General features: G+C 68.8%; 15 protein-coding genes. 5 read left to right on the top strand and 10 right to left on the bottom strand.

Annotated features, from left to right (window positions below; all coding sequences use genetic code 11):
* Positions 1 to 210: 210 nt before the first annotated feature.
* The 4 genes from J9315_RS02110 to dnaK all read right to left on the bottom strand — a co-directional run bounded on the left by J9315_RS02110 (position 211) and on the right by dnaK (position 4506).
* A complete protein-coding gene (locus tag J9315_RS02110) occupies positions 211 to 678 on the bottom strand; it encodes a helix-turn-helix transcriptional regulator (protein WP_137824518.1) in 468 nt (155 codons plus the stop codon).
* Positions 679 to 692: 14 nt separating this feature from the next.
* On the bottom strand, positions 693 to 1751 hold the full coding sequence (locus tag J9315_RS02105; protein WP_198499768.1) for a DnaJ C-terminal domain-containing protein: 1059 nt from the start codon (positions 1749 to 1751) through the stop codon (positions 693 to 695).
* 212 nt (positions 1752 to 1963) lie between these two features.
* The gene (locus J9315_RS02100) at positions 1964 to 2626 is read right to left on the bottom strand and encodes a nucleotide exchange factor GrpE (protein ID WP_137824516.1); all 663 of its coding nucleotides are present in this window, start codon (positions 2624 to 2626) and stop codon (positions 1964 to 1966) included.
* A complete protein-coding gene (dnaK, locus tag J9315_RS02095) occupies positions 2626 to 4506 on the bottom strand; it encodes a molecular chaperone DnaK (RefSeq protein WP_198499769.1) in 1881 nt (626 codons plus the stop codon). The genes J9315_RS02100 and dnaK overlap by 1 nt, the downstream gene beginning before the upstream one ends.
* 84 nt (positions 4507 to 4590) lie before the next feature.
* On the opposite strand from dnaK, the gene J9315_RS02090 reads away from it, so the two are divergent.
* The gene (locus J9315_RS02090) at positions 4591 to 4974 is read left to right on the top strand and encodes a hypothetical protein (protein ID WP_198499770.1); all 384 of its coding nucleotides are present in this window, start codon (positions 4591 to 4593) and stop codon (positions 4972 to 4974) included.
* Here the strand turns inward: J9315_RS02090 and J9315_RS02085 are convergent.
* Both J9315_RS02085 and J9315_RS02080 read right to left on the bottom strand, forming a co-directional pair.
* Positions 4967 to 5428: a universal stress protein gene (locus tag J9315_RS02085; RefSeq protein ID WP_198499771.1), complete on the bottom strand. Its 462-nt coding sequence runs from the start codon at positions 5426 to 5428 to the stop codon at positions 4967 to 4969. The genes J9315_RS02090 and J9315_RS02085 overlap by 8 nt on opposite strands.
* Positions 5429 to 5441: 13 nt before the next feature.
* Complete coding sequence (locus J9315_RS02080) at positions 5442 to 6938, bottom strand: SLC13 family permease (RefSeq protein ID WP_198499772.1); 1497 nt, start codon at positions 6936 to 6938, stop codon at positions 5442 to 5444.
* Positions 6939 to 7101: 163 nt separating this feature from the next.
* Between J9315_RS02080 and J9315_RS02075 the strand changes: the two genes are divergently transcribed.
* Together J9315_RS02075 and J9315_RS02070 are read left to right on the top strand one after the other, a co-directional pair.
* On the top strand, positions 7102 to 8967 hold the full coding sequence (locus J9315_RS02075) for a sensor histidine kinase (protein ID WP_198499773.1): 1866 nt from the start codon (positions 7102 to 7104) through the stop codon (positions 8965 to 8967).
* Positions 8967 to 9623: a response regulator gene (locus J9315_RS02070; protein WP_198499774.1), complete on the top strand. Its 657-nt coding sequence runs from the start codon at positions 8967 to 8969 to the stop codon at positions 9621 to 9623. The genes J9315_RS02075 and J9315_RS02070 overlap by 1 nt, the downstream gene beginning before the upstream one ends.
* A gap of 117 nt (positions 9624 to 9740) precedes the next feature.
* Here the strand turns inward: J9315_RS02070 and J9315_RS02065 are convergent, their stop codons facing one another.
* Positions 9741 to 11006, bottom strand: coding sequence for an alpha-hydroxy acid oxidase (locus tag J9315_RS02065; protein WP_198499775.1), 1266 nt, complete (start codon positions 11004 to 11006; stop codon positions 9741 to 9743).
* Positions 11007 to 11292: 286 nt separating this feature from the next.
* Here J9315_RS02065 and J9315_RS02060 point away from each other — a divergent pair, with 286 nt between their 5' ends.
* Entirely contained in the window at positions 11293 to 12012 is a 720-nt protein-coding gene (locus tag J9315_RS02060; protein WP_232623725.1) for an FCD domain-containing protein, read from the top strand.
* Between the two features lie 23 nt (positions 12013 to 12035).
* Here the strand turns inward: J9315_RS02060 and J9315_RS02055 are convergent, their stop codons facing one another.
* On the bottom strand, positions 12036 to 15716 hold the full coding sequence (locus J9315_RS02055) for an efflux RND transporter permease subunit (RefSeq protein WP_232623726.1): 3681 nt from the start codon (positions 15714 to 15716) through the stop codon (positions 12036 to 12038).
* A gap of 322 nt (positions 15717 to 16038) precedes the next feature.
* On the opposite strand from J9315_RS02055, the gene J9315_RS02050 reads away from it, so the two are divergent.
* Positions 16039 to 17448 (top strand): PLP-dependent aminotransferase family protein, encoded by a 1410-nt coding sequence (locus J9315_RS02050; protein WP_198499776.1) that lies wholly within the window; start codon positions 16039 to 16041, stop codon positions 17446 to 17448.
* On the opposite strand, the gene J9315_RS02045 is transcribed toward J9315_RS02050, so the two are convergent.
* Positions 17435 to 18136 carry a LysE family translocator gene (locus tag J9315_RS02045; protein ID WP_211978695.1) on the bottom strand — a complete coding sequence of 234 codons (702 nt, stop codon included), beginning with the start codon at positions 18134 to 18136 and terminating at the stop codon, positions 17435 to 17437. The genes J9315_RS02050 and J9315_RS02045 overlap by 14 nt on opposite strands.
* A 188-nt stretch (positions 18137 to 18324) precedes the next feature.
* Complete coding sequence (locus J9315_RS02040; protein ID WP_198499778.1) at positions 18325 to 18921, bottom strand: molybdenum cofactor guanylyltransferase; 597 nt, start codon at positions 18919 to 18921, stop codon at positions 18325 to 18327.
* Positions 18922 to 19032: the final 111 nt, after the last annotated feature.

The raw sequence follows: 19032 nt of genomic DNA, 5'->3' as shown, positions 1-19032 counted from the left end.
CAGCGCTCTCCCGAGTAGCGGCGCCCGTGGAATCCGGGTCCAGCGACCCGGTTTGCGCCAGTTCGCTCTGAGATGGCCAAGGCTGCCTTGGCCATCTCAGAGCGAACTGGCCACAACCCGATCCGGGCATGAGAAAGGGGCGGATCGCTCCGCCCCTGGAAATGATGTTCCGCCCCTGGTCACAGCCACCCGGTACCGCTCGGATTGCCCTCACGCCTTCGCCGGGCCGCGCACCCTTCGAGTGGTGAAATCGTCGTAGAGCACGACGGCACCGGCCTCCGATTCGGCGGTGACCTTCGGTCGTCGGCCGCGCGCGATCGAGACGACGTCGCCGCCGGAACCGGCAGCGAAGACACGCGAATCGCGTTCGCGTGCCGCCGCCTCGGCGAGGACCTCCTCCTCGAGCTCCCGGTTCCGGCTGCGCAGGGCGTCGATCTGGTTCTGCATCTCCATGATCTTCTTGATCCCGACGAGGTTGACCCCCTCGTCCTTCGAGAGATGCTGGATCAGGCGCAGCTTGGCGATGTCCCGCCCCGAGTAACGTCGGCCCTTGCCGGCCGTGCGCTGCGGGGTGACGAGACCCATCCGGTCATACTGCCGCAGGGTCTGCGGGTGCATCCCCGCCAATTCCGCCGCCACCGAGATGACGTAGAGCGCTGCGCTCTGAGAGAACTGCATCCTGCCTCACTGCCTCAGCTTGCCTTGGCCCGATCGAGCAGGCCGGCACGCGGGTCGTCGGATTCCGTCGCCGCCTTGTAGGCTTCGACGGCTTCCTTCGCTTCCTTCGAGAGGTTCTTCGGGGCGACGATCTCGACGGTGACGAGCAGATCGCCCGTGCCCTTCTTCGTCTTCACACCCTTGCCGCGCACCCGCAGGGTCCGACCCGAGGGCGTGCCCGCGGGAATCTTCACCTTGACCGGCTGCCCGCCGAGCGTGGGCACCTTGACCTCGGCGCCGAGCGCCGCCTCGTCGAAGCTCACCGGCAGGTCCATCCGCAGGTTGTCGCCGTCGCGGGTGAACACCGGGTGGGGCTTGACGTGGACGGTGAGGATGACGTCACCGGGATCGCCGCCGTTCGGGCTCTGCTTGCCCTTGCCGGCCAGCCGGATCTTCTGTCCGTCCTTGACCCCGATCGGGGTGCGCACGGTCAGCGGCTTGCCGCCGGGCATCTGCAGCTTCACGGATGCGCCGTTGGCCGCCTCGGTGAAGCTGAGGTTCGTCGAGGACTTGATGTCCCCGCCCTTGACCGGTGGCGAATATCCGCCGCCGAAGCCCGTGTCATAACCGCCGCCGTAGCTGCCGTACGACCCGCCGCCGAAGCCGTTGAGCAAGTCGGCGAGATCCGGGGGCACGTCGCCGTAGCCGCTGCCGCCGCCGAACCCGCCGCCGCTGTATGTCGTCCGGGTCCGGGTGCGCCCGCCGCCTCCGAAGAGGTCGGAGAACACGTCGTCGAAGCCGCCGCCGGCTCCCCCGGCACCACCGGCGCCGGCGCTGAACCTGGCACCGCTGCCCATGGCGCGGACCTGGTCGTACTGTTCGCGCGATTCCTTGTTCGACAGCACCTGGTGGGCCTGTCCGATCTCCTTGAACTTGGCCTCCGCCTCGGCGTTCCCCGGATTCGCGTCCGGATGGTACTTCCGCGCGAGCTTGCGGTAGGCCTTCTTGATCTCGGAGTCCGACGCGTCCTTGGAGACGCCGAGGGTCTTGTAGAAGTCCTTCTCGAACCAGTCGTTCTGCGGTCCGGTACTCATCTGGCACCTCCCTTCTTCTCAGTCCTGTTGTGCCTGCCGGTGCGTGTCCGCCCCGGCTCTGTCATTCGTCCGTTCATCTGTCTGCTCACAATCCGCAATCCCCGCGAAGGCTTCCCTCCCGGTGATTCCGGACCGTCGCCGAGGCGGTCCCCGCTCCCAGCGTCCGTGGCCGGACGCTGGGGTGGCGGGTCACCTCGGCGAAGGTGGAACGGTCAGTCCTCTGGCTGCTGCACGCCGACGCGGGCCGCGCGGATGATGCGATCACCCATGCGGTAGCCCGGCTGCATGACCATGAACACCGTCGGCACCTCGACTTCGTCCGACGGCTGCTGCATGAGAGCCTCATGCAGGTGCGGATCGAACTCGTCGCCGACTGCGCCGTACTGCTCGACGCCGACCTTGGCCAGCGCGTCAATCAGCTTGTTGACGTGGGCCTCGAAGGGCCCGGAGACGTCGCCGTTCTCCTGCGCCAGACGCACCTCGTCGAGGACGGGAACCAAGGCCTCGACGACCTTGACGGTTCCGCCCACCGACGCCCGCTCGCGTTCGCGATCGGCGCGCATCCGGTAGGCCGCGTACTCGGCGTTGATGCGCTTGAGGTCGGCGAGGTGGGCCGCGGCCTCGGAGCCGGGAGCGGGTTCGCTGCCGGCCGCCTCGGTGTCGTTGAGCGATGAGGCGTCGGCCGGGATCTCGACACCGAGGTCGCTGGCGTCGGCCAGCACCTCCTCGGTGTCGGCTCCCTCACCGGACTCCCCCGAAGCCGACTGCGGGTCGGCTTCGGGACGGAGCTCACCGGTCTCGGGATCGACCCGACGCTTGTCATGGAAGGTGAAGCCTGGCTCCTCGGACGACGGATCGTTGCCCTCGGTCGTCATTACTTCTTCCCCTCGTCCTCATCATCATCCACGACCTCGGCGTCGACGACATCGTCGTCGGCACCGGTGCCTGCGTCGCTGCTGCCCTGCTCGGCACCACCGGCAGCGCCACCGGCCGCGCCGGACTCCTGCTGCTGGTAGATGGCCTCGCCGATCTTCTGCTGCTTCTCGGTGAGCGTGTCGAACGCCTTCTTCACGGCGTCGTCGTCTTCGCCCTTGAGAGCTTCCTTGACAGCATCGACGTCGCCCTGGAGCTCGGTCTTGATGTCCTCGGGCAGCTTGTCGGCGTTGTCGTCGAGCAGCTTCTGCGTCTGGTAGGCGAGGTTCTCCGCGTTGTTGCGGACGTCAGCGGCCTCACGGCGCTTCTTGTCCTCTTCCGCGTGCTCCTCGGCCTCACGCACCATGCGCTCGATGTCCTCCTTGGGGAGGGCCGAGCCGCCGGTGATCGTCATCGACTGCTCCTTGCCGGTTCCCTTGTCGGTGGCCGATACATGGACGATGCCGTTGGCGTCGATGTCGAACGCGACCTCGATCTGCGGCACACCGCGCGGAGCCGGCGCGATGCCGGTCAGCTCGAAGGTGCCGAGGTTCTTGTTGTCGCGCGTGAACTCGCGCTCACCCTGGAAGACCTGGATCGACACCGACGGCTGGTTGTCCTCAGCCGTGGTGAACGTCTCCGAGCGCTTCGTCGGGATCGGGGTGTTGCGCTCGATGAGCTTCGTCATCACGCCGCCCTTGGTCTCGAGTCCGAGCGAGAGCGGGGTGACGTCGATGAGCAGGACGTCCTTGCGTTCGCCCATGAGCACACCGGCCTGGACGGCAGCGCCGATCGCGACGACCTCATCGGGGTTGACGCCCTTGTTGGGCTCCTTGCCTCCGGTGAGCTCGGTGACGACCTGGGTGACGCCGGGCATGCGGGTCGAACCGCCGACGAGGACGACGTGGTCGATGTCCTTGACGGACACGCCGGCATCCTTCATCACCGCGTGGAACGGCGCCTTCGTGCGCTCGAGGAGGTCCTTGGTCAGATCCTCGAACTTCGCCCGGGTGAGGGTTTCGTCGAGGTGGATCGGACCGTTCTCGCTCATCGAGAGGTACTGCAGGGAGATGTTGGTGCTCGTCGCGGACGAGAGCTCCTTCTTCGCCTGCTCAGCGGCTTCCTTGAGGCGCTGCATCGCCGTCGAGTCCTTCGTCAGGTCGACGCCGTAGTTGTTCTTGACCTGCTCGACCAGCCAATCGACGATCCGCTGATCCCAGTCGTCACCGCCGAGGCGGTTGTCACCGGAGGTCGCACGGACCTGAATGGTCGAGAAGCCGTCATCGTCCTTGCCGACTTCGAGCAGCGAGACGTCGAACGTACCGCCACCGAGGTCGAAGACGAGGATGAGCTCGTCTTCCTTGCCGCGCTCGAGGCCGTAGGCCAGAGCAGCAGCGGTGGGCTCGTTGATGATGCGCAGGACGTTGAGGCCGGCGATCTCACCGGCGTCCTTCGTGGCCTGGCGCTCTGCGTCGTTGAAGTAGGCCGGCACGGTGATGACCGCGTCGGTGACCTTCTCCTGCAGGTACTCCTCAGCGTCGTGCTTGAGCTTCTGGAGGATGCGGGCGGAGACCTCGGGAGCGGTCAGCGTCTTGCCGCCGATCTCGGTGTTCCAGTCGGTGCCCATGTGGCGCTTGACGGACGCCACGGTGTTCTTCACGTTGGTGACAGCCTGGCGCTTGGCGATCTCGCCGACCAGGGAGTCTCCGTTCTTGTTGACTGCGACAACGGACGGGGTCGTGCGACCGCCTTCCATGTTCGCGATGACCTTGGGGTCGCCGCCCTCGAGGACAGCGACGACGGAGTTCGTGGTTCCGAGGTCGATTCCAACTGCACGTGCCATATCGTTTCTCCTTAACTCTCAGAGTCGTCTCGGGCTGAATGCGAGCGGCCGAACCGGAGGGTCCGATCGCGCACATTGAGTCTGATGGACTCAAGTATTCTCTTCCCGGCTGAGATCGTCAATCCCCGCCTCATCAAAGTTGCGTACACTAGACTCAACTTTGTGGAGCGCTGGGTTATTCCACATGTGGAGAATTTTTCTCAGATTTTCTTCGCCGAGGCGGCTGAGGCGCGTTCGGGCCAGCCAGCACTGGGCAGAGGGCAGGATTCGCGGAAGGTTCATGGCGAAATCGGCTCCGAAATCGCCATCAAGCTGGCGCAGAAGCACCGCGAATATGGCGCAGAAGCACATCGCGCCCGCCTGCGTGGGCCGAGTGGCCTCTCGCAGACGAGCGCGATGGAGTGGAGCGGGTCGGACAACAGGGTCAAACAGCCTGGGCGGCGAAACCCCTGCTCGATCCCTACTTGACGACGAGCACCGGGCAGTCGGCCTCGAGGATGACGCGCTGGATGCTCGACCCGAGCAGCAGCTTCATCATCGTCGACCGCCGCCGGGTGGAGAGGACGATGAGCTCGGCCGCCCACTCCTCGGCGAGGTCGAGGATCTGGGAAGCGACGTCGGAGTCCGCGCGCTGGATCTCGAAGGGCACGGCCGCCTCGGCGAGGATCCCGGCCAGCTCCTCCGTCTCCGCGGGATCGTTGTCCATCGGACCGGCGGGACTGTCGGTGGAGAAGACGACGATCCGCAGCGCCGCCTCCTCCCGTCGCGCCGCGGCGATCGCCTGCGTGAGCACGGCCGCGGGAGCATCGCTGCGGTAGGCGACGACAACGGTCCTGGCGATGTCGTCGACGTCGGCCGAGCCGGCGATGCGCAGCGACGGCACGGGCCGGTGCCCGGTCGGAGTCGAGTAGAAGTCGGTCATGAGCAGCGGTCCCCTATCCGATCGCGATGACGCCGATGAGCACGCCGACGGCGAGCATGACGAGCGAGACGACGAGCGCCCTCCACAGCACCTTCTTGTGGTGATCGCCGAGGTCGACGCCGGCGAGCGAGACGAGCAGGAGGATCGCGGGCACGAGCGGCGACTGCATGTGCACCGGCTGACCGGTGATCGAGGCACGGGCCATGTCCGCGGCCGAGATCCCGTAGTGCGCGGCGGTCTCGGTGAGGACGGGCAGGATGCCGAAGTAGAACGCGTCATTGCTCATGAAGAACGTCGCCGGGATCGACAGGAGACCGGTGATGACGGCCATGTACGGTCCCATCGCCTCCGGGATGACGTCGACGAGCCACGCGGCCATCGCATCGACCATGCCCGTGCCGCTCATGATTCCGGTGAGCACACCGGCGGCCATGACCATCGCGACGACGGCGATGATCGCCGAGGCGTGCGAGGCGAGCTCCTCCTGCTGATCCTTGATCTTCGGGAAGTTGACCATGAGCGCGATGACCATGGCAATCATGAACAGGTACGGCAGCGGCAGGATGTCGAGGACGAGGGTGACCATGACGGCCACCGTGAGCGCGAGGTTGAACCAGAAGAGATGCGGGCGCAGGGTCGCGCGGTTGGGATCGAGTGCGGTGTTGGCGAGGGAGGAGTTCCCACTCGCCGAGGCGGTCGCATCGGTCGCATCGGTCGCATCGGCCCCATCGTCGGGTCCGCCGACCGAGGCGCCCGTGCCGGTCGTGGTGGCGCTTCCCGAACCGGTGCCGGCCGAACCGGAGCCCGCGGCGGCGCGGGCCGCGGCGCCGACGAGCTCGGACTTCCGCGACGCGGGACGACCGGGGCCGAGTCCGGTGATCCAGGTGACGCCGTTCTTCGCGAGGCGGCGGCGCTCGGAGAGTCCGAGGAAGTAGGCGAAGACGAAGCAGACGAGAAGACCGACGAGGAGCGAGGGCACCATCGGGGTGAAGATCTCGTTGGCGTCGATCTGCAGCGCCGAGGCGGCACGCGCCGTCGGTCCGCCCCACGGCACGATGTTGAGCGTGCCGTTGATGAGACCGGCCACACACGTGAGGACGACCGGCGACATCTCGAGCCGCTGGTAGATCGGCAGCATCGCGGCGGTGACGACGATGAACGTCGTCGACCCGTCGCCGTCGAGGGAGACGGCACCGGTGAGCAGCGCCGTGCCGAGGACGACCTTGACCGGGTCGTTGCCGGCGATCTTGAGGATGAACTCGACGAGCTTGTCGAAGAGCCCGACATCGATCATGATGCCGAAGTAGATGATGGCGAACAGCAGCAGCGCCGCCGTCGACGACATCGATGCGATCGCTTCCATGACCATCTCGCCGATTCCCAGACCGGCGCCGGCGAAGAGACCGAAGATGGTCGGGACGATGATGAGCGCCAGGATCGGCGAGAGGCGTTTGGTCATGATCAGCGTCATGAAGACGATGATCATGGCGAAGCCGAGGATGACGAGCACGGACTTCTCCTTCGAAGACGTTTGTGAACCGCCTGTGGATTTTGTGAGGCGCGATACACGCTAGGGCCGACCGACCGGACGGCGCGCGTTTAAGTGCACTGATCGCGTTCTGCCCGTTCTGTCCCTTTTGCGCATTCTGCTCAGCACTGGCTACTGTGGAGGAGTGCCACGCTCCTCCCGAGCCTTCTCGCGCCGTGTCCTGCTCAGCCAGCTCGCGGTCATCATCGCGACCCTCGCGCTGGTCACCGGTGTGTTCTCCTGGATGGCCGCCCAGGCGGTGACCGATGTCAGCGAGACCGAGGCACTCGCCACCGCCCGCACGCTGGCCTCGGCGACGGCAGTCCGGGAGGGCGCGACCCGCGCCTCGGCGACGGAGGAACCGGCGTCGGCGGAGATCACGGACCCGCTCGGCGAGATCGCCCGCGACGTCCGCACCCGGTCGGGCATCGAATTCGTCGTCATCACCGACGACCACGGCCTGCGCCTGACTCACCCCAACCAGGACCTCATCGGCCAGCGCGTCTCGACCTCGCCCGAGGAGGCGCTGGCCGGACGCGAAGAGGTCACGCAGGAGGCGGGCACGCTCGGCAGCACGGTGCGGGCCAAGGTCCCGATCTACTCGAGCACCGAGGACGGCACCGTCGTCGGCGAGGTGTCGGTGGGCATCCACACCTCCGTCCTCAACGCCGACCTGCGCCGGGAGTTCATCGCCCTCGGCTCGGTCACCGTGCTGGCGCTGGGCATCGGCATCTTCGCCTCCTTCGCCCTCGGCCGCCGACTGCGCCGGGAGACCCTCGGCGTCGGCCCCGAGGAGCTCGCCGAGATGGCCCGCGATCAGGGTGCGGTCCTGCGCGGCCTCGATGACGGTGTGCTCGGCTTCGACTCCGACAACGAGCTCACCCTGAGCAATGCCGCGGCCCGTGACCTCCTCGCCGGCGACGCCGCCATCGACGACGAGCGCCGCCGCACGATCGACGACGTCCCCCAGGCGATCCGGACGATGATGGCCGAGGCTCCCGAACGCGGAGCGCTGCGCCGGCGGGTCAGCGTCGGGGACAAGATCCTGCTGGCCACCGCCGTGCGCGTGCGCCGCGACGGCGTCGAGGTCGGCGGTGTCGTCACCCTCCGCGATGAGACGACGATGCTGACGATGGCCCGGCAGCTCGAATCGGTCACCGCGATGGCCGAGGCGCTGCGCGCCCAGCGCCACGAGTTCGCCAACAGGCTCCACACCGTCCTCGGCCTCGTCGACACCGGCGCCACCGACGAGGCCCGCAGCTACCTCGAGTCGATCCTCGGCACCGGCCCCCTGACCACCCCGGTCGAGGGGATCGAGACGATCACCGACCCGTACCTGCGCGCCGTGCTCGAGGCGAAGGGCACGACCGCCGCCGAGGCGGGGGTGAGTGTGCGCGTGGCCCCCGACTCCCTCGTCGTCGGGCAGGTCACCGACCCCGAGGATGTCACCCTCGTCCTCGGCAACCTCATCGACAACGCGGTGCGCGCGGTCGTGCGCAGCCGGTCCGCCGACCCGGTGCGCGACGCCGCGGCCGCCGCCGACCCAGCCAGCGGAACCGCCGCCCCAACCGCCGACACGACCGCCGACACGACGGAGCCGGGAACCGCCTCGGCGCGGGGGCCCTTCGAGGGCAGGGACCCGGCCACGGCGAAGCTGCCGACCGGCAACGGCGACCAGGTCGTCGAGGTCCAGCTGCTCAGCGCCGACGGGGAGCTGCACGGTCTCGTCACCGACACCGGGATCGGCATCGACCCAGCCGACGCCGAGCGCATCTTCGACGAGGGCGTCAGCGGTGACCGCGAATCCCAGCAGGCCGCCGGCGGTGACGGCGTCGAGGCCGCGCACGGGCACGGACTCGGACTGGCGCTGTGCCGCCGGGTGGCGAAACGACATGGAGGGCGGGTGTGGCTCGTCGACGGCCACGACCCGGTGATGGGCGGCGCGAGCTTCGGCGTCATCCTGCCCGACGTCCTCGTCGGCGATGCGGACGATGTGCAAGGAGTGAGCTGATGGTCAATGTTCTCGTGCTCGACGACGACTTCTACGTGGGGAAGATCCACTGCCAGTACGTCAACGACGTCGCGGGCTTCCGCGCGCTCGATCCGGTCCAGGATCTGCGCACGGCGCGCAAGGTCCTCGCCGAGGAGGAGGTCGGCCTGCTCCTCGTCGACTACGTCCTGCCCGAGGGCACCGGCGTCGACCTCATCCGCGAGACCGACGTCGACGCGGCCGTGCTCTCCGCCGTCGCCGACCCGCAGATCGTCCGCGCGGCCCTGCGCGCGGGTGCCCTGACCTACATCGTCAAGCCGTTCGCCGCCGATCATCTCCACGGCTTCCTCCGCCGCTACGCCCGTTACCAGCGGTTCTGGGAGCGGGAGAAGGTCGCGCAGTCCGACCTCGACCGGCTGCTTCGCAGTCTCCACGACACCTCGGCGCCGGGGTCGACGTCGTCACCGGGCACGAAGTCGTCGACGACGGGGCGGATCCTCGATGCCCTCGAGGCGACGAAGCGGCCGATGACGGCCATGGAGATCGCCGAGGCGGTCGGCGCGTCCCGCGCGACTGCGCAGCGGCATCTCGCGAAGCTCGCCGAATCCCGGGCGGTCACCGTCACCCTGCAGTACGGCAGCACCGGCCGCCCGGAGCATCTCTACCAGACGGGCTGAGTCGCGGCCCCGCGGTCGTGGCGGATGGCACTGAGCGCTCCCGCGGTGGATCCAGCTCGATGATTCCGCGAATTTCGAGCTGGATCCACCTCGCTGAGGCCGGAGGCGACCCCGCGGTCAGCCGAGGTCGCGCTCGACCTCGTCGATGGCCTGCCGGTCGTCGCGGCTGAAGCGCTTGAGCTGCGTGACGTGGCGCGGTTCGAGTTCGGCGATCGTCGAGACCTGGAGGAGCTTCATCGTCCGCTCGATCTGCTCGCGGAGGATCGCGATCGTGCGGTCGACGCCCTGCCGGCCACCGGCCATGAGCCCGTAGAGGTACGCGCGGCCGATGAGCGTGAAGTCCGCGCCGAGGGCGAGCGAGGCGACGATGTCGGCGCCGTTGCGGATGCCTGTGTCGAGCATGATCTCGATGTCGTCGCCGACCTCGCGCACGACCTCGGGGAGGAGTTCGAAGGGCACCGGTGCGCGGTCGAGCTGCCGGCCTCCGTGGTTGGACAGGACGATCGCGTCGACGCCGAGGTCGGCGAGCTTCTTCGCATCGGCGAGCGTCTGGACGCCCTTGACGGCGAACCGGCCCGGCCACATCTCACGGATCGTGGCGAGGTCGTCGAAGTCGATCGTCGGGTCCATCGCGGAGTTGATGAGTTCGCCGACGGTGCCCCCGGTCTCCGACAGGGACGCGAATTCGAGCTTCTCCGTCGTCAGGAAGTCCCACCACCACCAGGGGCGGGGAATCGCGTTGAGGACGACCTGCGGGGTCAGCTGCGGCGGGATCGAGAACCCGTTGCGGCTGTCGCGCAGACGGGCCCCGCCGACGGGGGTGTCGACGGTGAAGAAGAGGGTGTCGAAGCCGGCTGCGGCGGCGCGTTCGACGAGGCCGTAGGAGATCTCGCGCTCGCGCATGACGTAGAGCTGGAACCAGTTGCGGCCGTACGGGTTGGCGGCCCTGACGTTCTCGATCGAGGTCGTGCCGAGCGTCGAGAGCGTGAACGGGATGCCCGCGGCACCGGCGGCCGAGGCTCCCGCGATCTCCCCCTCGGTCTGCATGAGCCGCGTGAATCCGGTGGGAGCGATCCCGAACGGCATCGCCGAGCTGCCGCCGAGGATCTGGGTCGTCGTGTCGACGTGGGAGACGTCGTTGAGGATCGCGGGATGGAACTCGATGTCCTCGAAGGCCTGCATCGAGCGCTGCATCGAGATCTCGCCCTCGGCGGCCCCGTCGGTGTAGTCGAACGCCGCGGCAGGGGTGCGTCGCTTCGCGATCTTCCGCAGATCCTCGATCGTCAGTGCCGCATCGAGCCGACGCTTCCGACCGTCGAGTTCGAACTTCTTGAACTTCATCAGTTCGAAGATCTCCGCGGGCTTGGGGATCTGCCGCTTCATGGGTGGGCTCCTTCGCGTCGTCGAATGCGTATGACATTTATGAGGTCAGACCATTAATCTGAGCATAGGACCGTGGTCGGGAACGCGTCAAGAGCGTCCCGGCACCGAGGTGGTGGCCGACGAAGGGAAGGGACGCGGAGTGAGCACGTCGAGCGAGAGCATTAACGGCAGGTCGTCTGCGTCCGGCGATCCCGCGGCCGGGCCGGCTTCTGACCGGACGCCTGAGCCAGCGCCCGAGCCGACACCGGACAGCGTTGCGGGTCCGTCACCGGCGTGGAGGCCGGTCGTGCGCCCGAGCACGCATGAGCTCGTCATCGATGCGATCGAGGAGCAGATCATGGCCGGGTCCCTCTCCGTCGGGGACCCGCTTCCGGCCGAACGCGAGCTCGCCTCCCAGCTCGGGGTGAGCCGGGCGAGCGTCCGCGAGGCCCTGCGCGTGCTCGAGAGCCTCGGGGTGGTGCGCTCGAGCGGAGGATCCGGACGCGGGGCGGGCACGTTCATCGCCTCGCTGCCCCGGGAGGCCCTCACCCGGTTCCTCCGCCTCCACGTCGCGCTGACGAACTTCAGCGTCGACGAGGTCATCGAGACCCGGATCCAGCTCGAGCGCTCGAGCGCCGCACTCGCCTCGGCGGCCGCCGACGACGACGCGCTGGCCCGGATGAACGCACCGCTGGCGATCATGGACACCCCGGGGGTCAGCCTCGAGGTGTTCAACGACGCCGACACCGCCTTCCACGTCGCGATCGCCCAGGCCACCGGCAATCAGCTCTTCTCCGACCTCACCGGCGCGATCCGCAGCTCGCTGCGGCGACCGATCCTCGCGGCGTTCCAGGCGGTCGATGACCCGGCCGCGCTCATGGACTCACTCCAGGAGCAGCACCACGCGATCATGGCGGCGATCGTCGCCCACGACGCCGAGCGCGCGGCGCAGCTGACCGAGGAGCACATCCTCACCGCGGCCGCCGCTCTGCCGGCCCTCGCGGACCCCCGCGGCTCCGGCACCTGATCACCGGAGCCGCGCATCGGAGGTCACTCGGCTGCGTGACGGCCGGTCACCTCGGCGGTCTCCTCCTCGACCCGCAGCCGTTCGGCAGCGCGCTTCGCCTCGTCCTTCTCCGCCCTGCGCGCCGCTCGGCGCTCCTTGCGCCTCTCGACGAGGAGATAAAGGGCGGGGACGAGGATGAGCGTGAGGACCGTCGACGAGGTGAGCCCGCCGATGACGACGATCGCCAGCGGCTGGGAGATGAACACTCCCCCGCCGGTCAGCCCCAGTGACATCGGCACGAGCGCGAACACCGTGGCCGCCGCCGTCATGAGGATCGGGCGCAGGCGCAGACGGGTGCCGTGGACGATCGCATCCTCGAGCCCCATGCCGTGCTCGCGGAGCTTGTTGATGAGGTCGATGAGCACGATCGCATTGGTCACGACGATGCCGATGAGCATGAGCAGGCCGATGAGCGAGGGGATGCCCAGCGGCGTGCCCGTGAGCAGCAGGAGGAGCACGGCACCGGTCGCGGCGAACGGGATCGACACGAGAAGGATGAGCGGCTGGATGAAGCTGCGGAACGTCGCGATCATGACGAGGAAGACGAGCGCGATCGCCACGAGCATCGCGAAGCCGAGCTGACTGAACGACTCCGCCTGCTCCTGGCTGGCACCGCCGACGTCGAAGCTCACTCCGGCGGGCAGGTCCATCGTCGTCGACACCTGCCCGGCTGCGGCGGTGACGGCGTTGAGCTGACCGTCGGCGGGCGTGGCGAACACCGTGACCTGGCGGTCGCCGTCCTCGCGGGCGATCGTCGCCGGCGTCGTCGTCTCCGTCACCTCGGCGATGTCGTCGACGGTGATGGGATCGCCCTTGATGTCGGGGATCGCCTCCTGTTCGTCGGCGAGGCGCTCGTCGGCGGCCTGGGACTCGCGGGCCTCGGCCTGGCCGTCGATGATGTCGTCGATCGCCTGGTTGGCATCGCGCAGACCCTGCTCCGCCTGATCGACGCCCTTCTGCGCCTGGTCGATCTGGTCCTGGCGCATCTCGTCCGGGCTCTGCGGCGGCGGTGGATTCTGCACGTCGCGCAGCGCCTGCCGGGCCTCTTCGAGGGCGTCGGCGGCGTTGTCGCGGGCTTCGCGGGCGGACTCGAGCTGCTCGGCCGAATCGTCCTCGGCCTTGCGCTGGGCCTCATCGGCCCGCCGGTCGGTCTCCTCCTTGACGCGGTCGGTCGCATCCTCCTGGGCGTTCTTCGTCTGCACCTCGGTGACGGGCAGCTCGAGGGCGCGGATCTCATCCGGTGAGGCATCGGGATGCGTGGGCGCGATGACGATGTCGCGCTCCTTGCCCTCGAGGGTGAGCGTTCCGGCCTGCGCTCCCTGGAGTGCTGCGGACACGGCCTGCCCGACCTCGGCCTGGCTGAAGCCGAAGTCCGCCGCCTTCTCCCGGTCGACATCGACTGAGATGATCGGCTGATCGGCGGCGAGGTCGTTGCGGGCGTTCGACACACCCGGCGTCTCGGCCATCCGCTTGGTCACGGCGTCCGCGGCCTCGCCGAGGGCACCGAGGTCGGAGCCGGAGAGCTTGATCTCGACGTCCTCGTTCGCCCCGCCGCCGGCGCTCTGGACGTTGATGTCCCCGGCGTCCTCGCCGAGGCCCTCGAGCTGGCTGCGGATCCGGTCGGTCGCCGCCTGCGCGTCGGAGTCCTCGGCGAGCGTGATGTTGAAGGTGTTCTCGGCGCCGGTCTCGGGCCCGTTGATCGTCGTCGAGTACGCCTCGACGTCGCCGTCTCCGGCGAGGACGTCCTCGACCTGCTTCGCAGCGGTGTCGCTGGCCTCGAGGGAGGCGCCGGCGGGCAGGGTCTGGGTGACGGCGAGGGAGTTCTGTCCGGCCGAGCCGAGCAGGTCGGTCTTGAGGAAGGAGGCGAGGACCATCGTGACGAGGAAGATGACGACGGAGAAGGCGATCGTCCGACCCGGGTGGCGGAGGGCGGCGAGGATCGCCGGCAGGCCCCGCTGCTGGAGCCGGTCGATCCGGTCGGAAGCCTCCCCGTCGCCGGGGACGGGACGGACCGTGGCCACGGGCACGGCGGCCGGCAGCGGCTCCCGGCCCTTGGCGGCGCGCTTCTCGTTCCGCTTGTCGATCTTCGCCTGCCGGCGCTCGGCGCGCTTGAGCGACTTCTCGTCCTGGCGCTGCGCCCATTTCTCATAGCGCTCGTCGGCAGCGGCCTGGCGCTGCGGCGAGAGCGGTTTGGGGCTGCGACGCAGCACCCAGTAGCTGAAGACGGGCACGATCGTCAGGGCCACGAGCAGGGAGGCGAGCAGCGCGAGGGTGACGGTGACGGAGAACGGGCGGAAGAGCTGGCCGGCGATCCCGTCGACGAAGGCGATGGGCAGGAACACGGCGACCGTCGTCAGGGTCGAGGCGGTGATGGCCCCGGCGACCTGTTTGACGGAGGCGACGATGTCCGCGATCGTCAGGTCGGACGTGCCCTGGCGCCGCCGGATGTTCTCGATGACGACGATCGAGTCGTCGACGACGCGACCGACGGCGATCGTCAGGGCGCCGAGGGTGAGGATGTTGAGCGTGTAGTCGCCGACCATGAGCCCGATCATCGCGATGAGCAGCGACATCGGGATGGAGATCGCGGCGACGATCGTCGACCGGAACGATCCGAGGAACGCGAGGATGACGAGGATCGCGAAGAGGAGGCCGAGGCCGCCCTCGACGGAGAGGTCCTTGATCGACTTCTCGATCTCGGGGGCCTGGTCGAAGATCGTCGTGAATTCGACGTCGGAGCCGAGCTTCGGCCCGACGGTCTCCAGGACCTCGCCGACCCGGTTCGAGACCTCGACGACGTTGTCGTCCTGCCCCTTCGTCACGGCGACGGTGACGGCATCCTTGCCGCCGGCGCGGGAGAGCGAGGTCTTCTCGACCGAGTCGAGGGTGACATCGGCGACGTCCCCCAGCAGCACTGTGCCATCGGCCGTGCGGATGGGGGTGTTGCCGATCTGGTCGACGGCGTCCATCTGGGTGCCGACCTCGACGGCGAGCGATCGGTCGCCCTGCCCGCTCTGACCGGCGGGCACGACGGTGCTCGCCCCGGTGAGCTCATCGGGCACCGAGGCGGTGACGACGCCCTTGTCGTTGACGTCGTCCGGGCGGAAGGTGATGTCGACCCGCTGTTCGGCCTGGCCGGTGACCTCGACGCCGGCGACGCCGGCGACGGCCTGCAGCTCGGGGACGAGGTCCGTCTCGAGGCGGTCCCCCAGGGCCTGCGCGTCCCCACCGCCGGAGACGGCGAACATCACGACGGGGAAATCGTCGATCTGCTGGGACAGGACCTCGACCTCGGCGTCGTCGGGGAGATTCGACTTCGCCGCATCGACGGCGGAGCGGACGGAATCCGTCATCTTCTCGGAGTCCTTGCCGAAGGGCCAGGTCACCGAGGCGGTCATCATTCCCGACGATGACGTCGTCTGCACGGAGTCGAGGTCGCCGACGGCCTCGAGTGCCGTCTCCAGCGGCTTCGTCACGGTCTCCTCGACCACCTCGGGAGAGGCGCCGGGGACCGTGGCCTGCACTGTGGTGCCGGGCAGGTCGATCGAGGGCATCGTCTCCTGGTTGAGCGAGGTCGTCGCGACGACGCCGAATACGGCGATGACGAGGGTGAGCAGTCCGATGATGAGGCGATTCTTCAGGCTCATCCTGGTCAGCTGGGACACGGGTTCCTCCGGGTCGTAACGGTTTTCGGGCGCGCGGCAGCGCCGAGCGTCAGGCGGGAAGTGCGCGGCGGCGGGCGGTGGCCCGGCTCGCCGTCAATCAGTCTTTCATTCGGGTGGGGACGTGCGCGTCACCCGAAAGTTGCCAATCGCCTCCACCCATCGGGGGATATTCGACGCAGCGTTCAGCAGTCTCACGGGGGATGCTCATGATTCGAGCATAGGGTCGCGCCGATCACGCCACAGGGGTGTTATCCCCCGTCTTCGACCTGCGGAAACGCCCATCCCATCGCCGCCCACCGGACCTGTCTGCGATGATGCGGTCATGGGCGGTTCGGATTTCCTCAGCCTCGATCCCACCTCGGCGCCGGAGCGCGGGCGGACGGGATGGCTCACGGACCGGCTCCGGGAGGCGATTGCCGAGGCGACTCTGCGGCCGGGGACCCGTCTGCCGGCCACCCGTGAGCTCGCTGCCGAACTCGGGTTCTCCCGGGGAACCGTCGTCGAATCCTATCGACGGCTGACCGAGGAGGGTCTCCTCGAGACGAACCGCGGCGCCGGCACCGTCGTCGCCAGTCGGCCGGGTCCGCCTCCGGCCGCCCCAGGTTCCCGCGTCGACGAGAGGGGCCGGAGCCGTGCGGTCGACGAGACCCGGCCCGCAGTCGTCGACATCTCCAAAGGCGCACCCGACCTCAGCGCGTTCCCGCGTGCGGCGTGGTTGCGGGCCGAACGCGAAGTGCTCGCCACCGCCTCGAGCGACGACCTCGGCTACGCGGATCCGCAGGGCGTGCCCGCCCTGCGGGAGGCACTCGCCGCGTGGCTGGCCCGCAGCCGCGGCATGACCGTGGGCGCCGAGCGCATCATCGTCACCTCCGGGGTCACCGGGGCGATCAGCTTGCTCTGCCAGGTGCTCAGGGACCGCGGGCTCACCGAATGCGCCCTGGAGGACCCCGGCGCCGACGGCAACCGCCGCATCCTCGACTACTGGCTCGACCGCCTCCACCCGATCCGCGTCGACGGCGAGGGCATCGACGTCGACGCCCTCGCCCGGTCCGGTGCGCGGGCGGTGCTCGTCACCCCCGCCCACCAGTTCCCCACCGGGGTCGTCCTGTCGCCGAGGCGGCGGCGGGAACTCACCGCCTGGGCGGAGGAGTCGGACGGGCTGATCGTCGAAGACGACTACGACTCCGAGTATCGGTACGACCGGTCGCCGGTGCGCGCGCTGCACCCTGCAGCGGCCGAGCGGATCGTCCACGTCTCCAGTCTGTCCAAGGTCATCGCTCCCGCTCTCCGGCTCGGCTGGATGGTCGCGCCGACCCACCTGCACGAGGACCTCGTCCGCCGGCGCTGGGCGACCGACCTCGGCTCGCCGGTGCTCCCCCAGCTCGTCCTCGCCAACCTCATCTCCTCCGGTGTCCTCGAGCGTCAGCTTCGCAGCCTGCGCCGCCGGCACCGGGAGCGCCGGGACACCGCAGTCGCTGCGATCGAGGAGCACTTGCCCGGATGTCCGATCGAGGGCATCGCCGCGGAACTGCACCTCGTCGTCACCCTGCCCGAGGGCATCGATGATGCGGCGGTGGCCGCTCACGCTCGGCAGGAGGGGATCGCGGTCCAGGCGATGTCGGGCCTGCGCGTCGCCGCGGGACCGCCCGGCCTGATCATCGGCTACGGTCCGCATTCGCCTGCCCGCCTCGGCGAGTCGATCAGAACCCTGGGTCGTCTCATCGCTGAGTGAGCGCGAGCATGACGGCGAGCCCGACGAAGGTCAGGGCGAATCCGATGTCAAGGGCCCGCATCACGGCGGTACGCCCGATGACGAAGCGACGCAGCCATGCCGCGACGAAGCCGTACAAGGCGAAGATCCCGAACGTCAGCGCCATGAAGATGAGCCCGAGACCCGCCATGGCTCCCAGAGCATCTGGGGGCGTGGGGTCGACGAAGATGGGCAGGAATACGAAGAAGAAGAGCGTGAGCTTCGGGTTGAGAAGATTGACTAGGATGGCGCTGCGGATCACCCGCCCCGGCGACGGTGAGGCCGGGGCGCGGACCGGTCCCGCGGGGCCGGTGTCGGGTGCGACCGTGTCGCTGTCGGGTGCGGTTGCGCCGCTGCTGGGTGCGGCCGTGTCGCTGTCGGGTGGAGAAGCGAGCACCCCGGAGCCGCGCCACATCCCCACCGCGATGTAGACGAGGTAGGCGACGCCGAGCCATTTGAGGACCTGAAAGGCCACCGGGCTCGCCGCGAGCACGGCCGCGGCACCGGTGAGCGCGAGCACGAGGTGCGGCACGATGCCGAGCGCGCATCCGAAGGCGGCGATGACTCCTGCGCGCGATCCACGGGAGAGCGCTGCGGCGATGGTGAAGAGGGCTCCGGTTCCCGGTGTTGCGGTGACGATCACTGACGTCACCCAGAATTCCATGCTCATATGCCCAGCGTGGATGCCTCTTGGACTCGGCATAAGAGCCAAGTCGGGTGCGAATACGTGGACCAAGTATCGTGACTCCGGATCCGGTCGGCGGCGTCCGGGTCGCCGGGAGGCCGACGGCACACACCTAGGCGACGCGCGGGCCGCTGCACCGAACGCGCACCGTCGGCCGTTCAGCCGTGCCCAACTCAGCCGCGGTCGATCTGACTGCGGATCCGCGCGAGTTCGTCTGCCGTGTCGAAGTCGACGACGACCTCGGGGTCGACGTCGATGACGCGCGGTTCGCCGTCGTCGAAGAGCAGCCGGACGGCCTTGTCCTCTGGGTCGCCGATCCGCGCGAGGCGCTGCCGCAGCAGGGAGTGCGGCCACGCCGCGCAGAGGAACTGCGCCTTCCCGCGGTCGTCGGTGCCGGTCACCGGACCGCCCGAGGACTCACTGAGGGAGACGATCTCGCCGAGGTGGGCCGCCGTGACCAGCGGCATGTCTCCGGCGATGATGAGGGTCGTGCCCTCGCTCGCACCCATCTGCTGCGCGGCTGCGGCGATTCCGGCGAGCGGACCTGCGAATTCCGGATCCTCGCGCACGGCGCTCACCGTCTCCGCCTCGGCGTCGCTCAGTCCCGCGGTCGGACCGGCCACCCACACCTCGGCGTCGGCGTCGAGCGCGCGCACCGCTGCGAGGATGCGGGAGATCACGGTCCGTCCGCCGAGGTCGACGCCCGGTTTGTGGACGCCGCCGAACCGACTCGACCGGCCGCCGCTGAGGATGATCGCGCTCACTGCCATGGCTCGATCCTACGGTGCGCGACCACCCGGCGACCCCGCCAGGCGGCAATCGATCTTGTCCTCGCAGCGCCGTCTCCGACGGAAATCGAAGCCCTGCCTCGGCGAGTCTGG

The sequence above is a fragment of the Brevibacterium sp. W7.2 genome (genome assembly GCF_018137945.1).
GTDB lineage: Bacteria > Actinomycetota > Actinomycetes > Actinomycetales > Brevibacteriaceae > Brevibacterium > Brevibacterium sanguinis.
The sequence above is the reverse complement of the archived record's forward strand: the minus strand, read 5'-3'. Positions and strand labels throughout refer to the sequence as shown.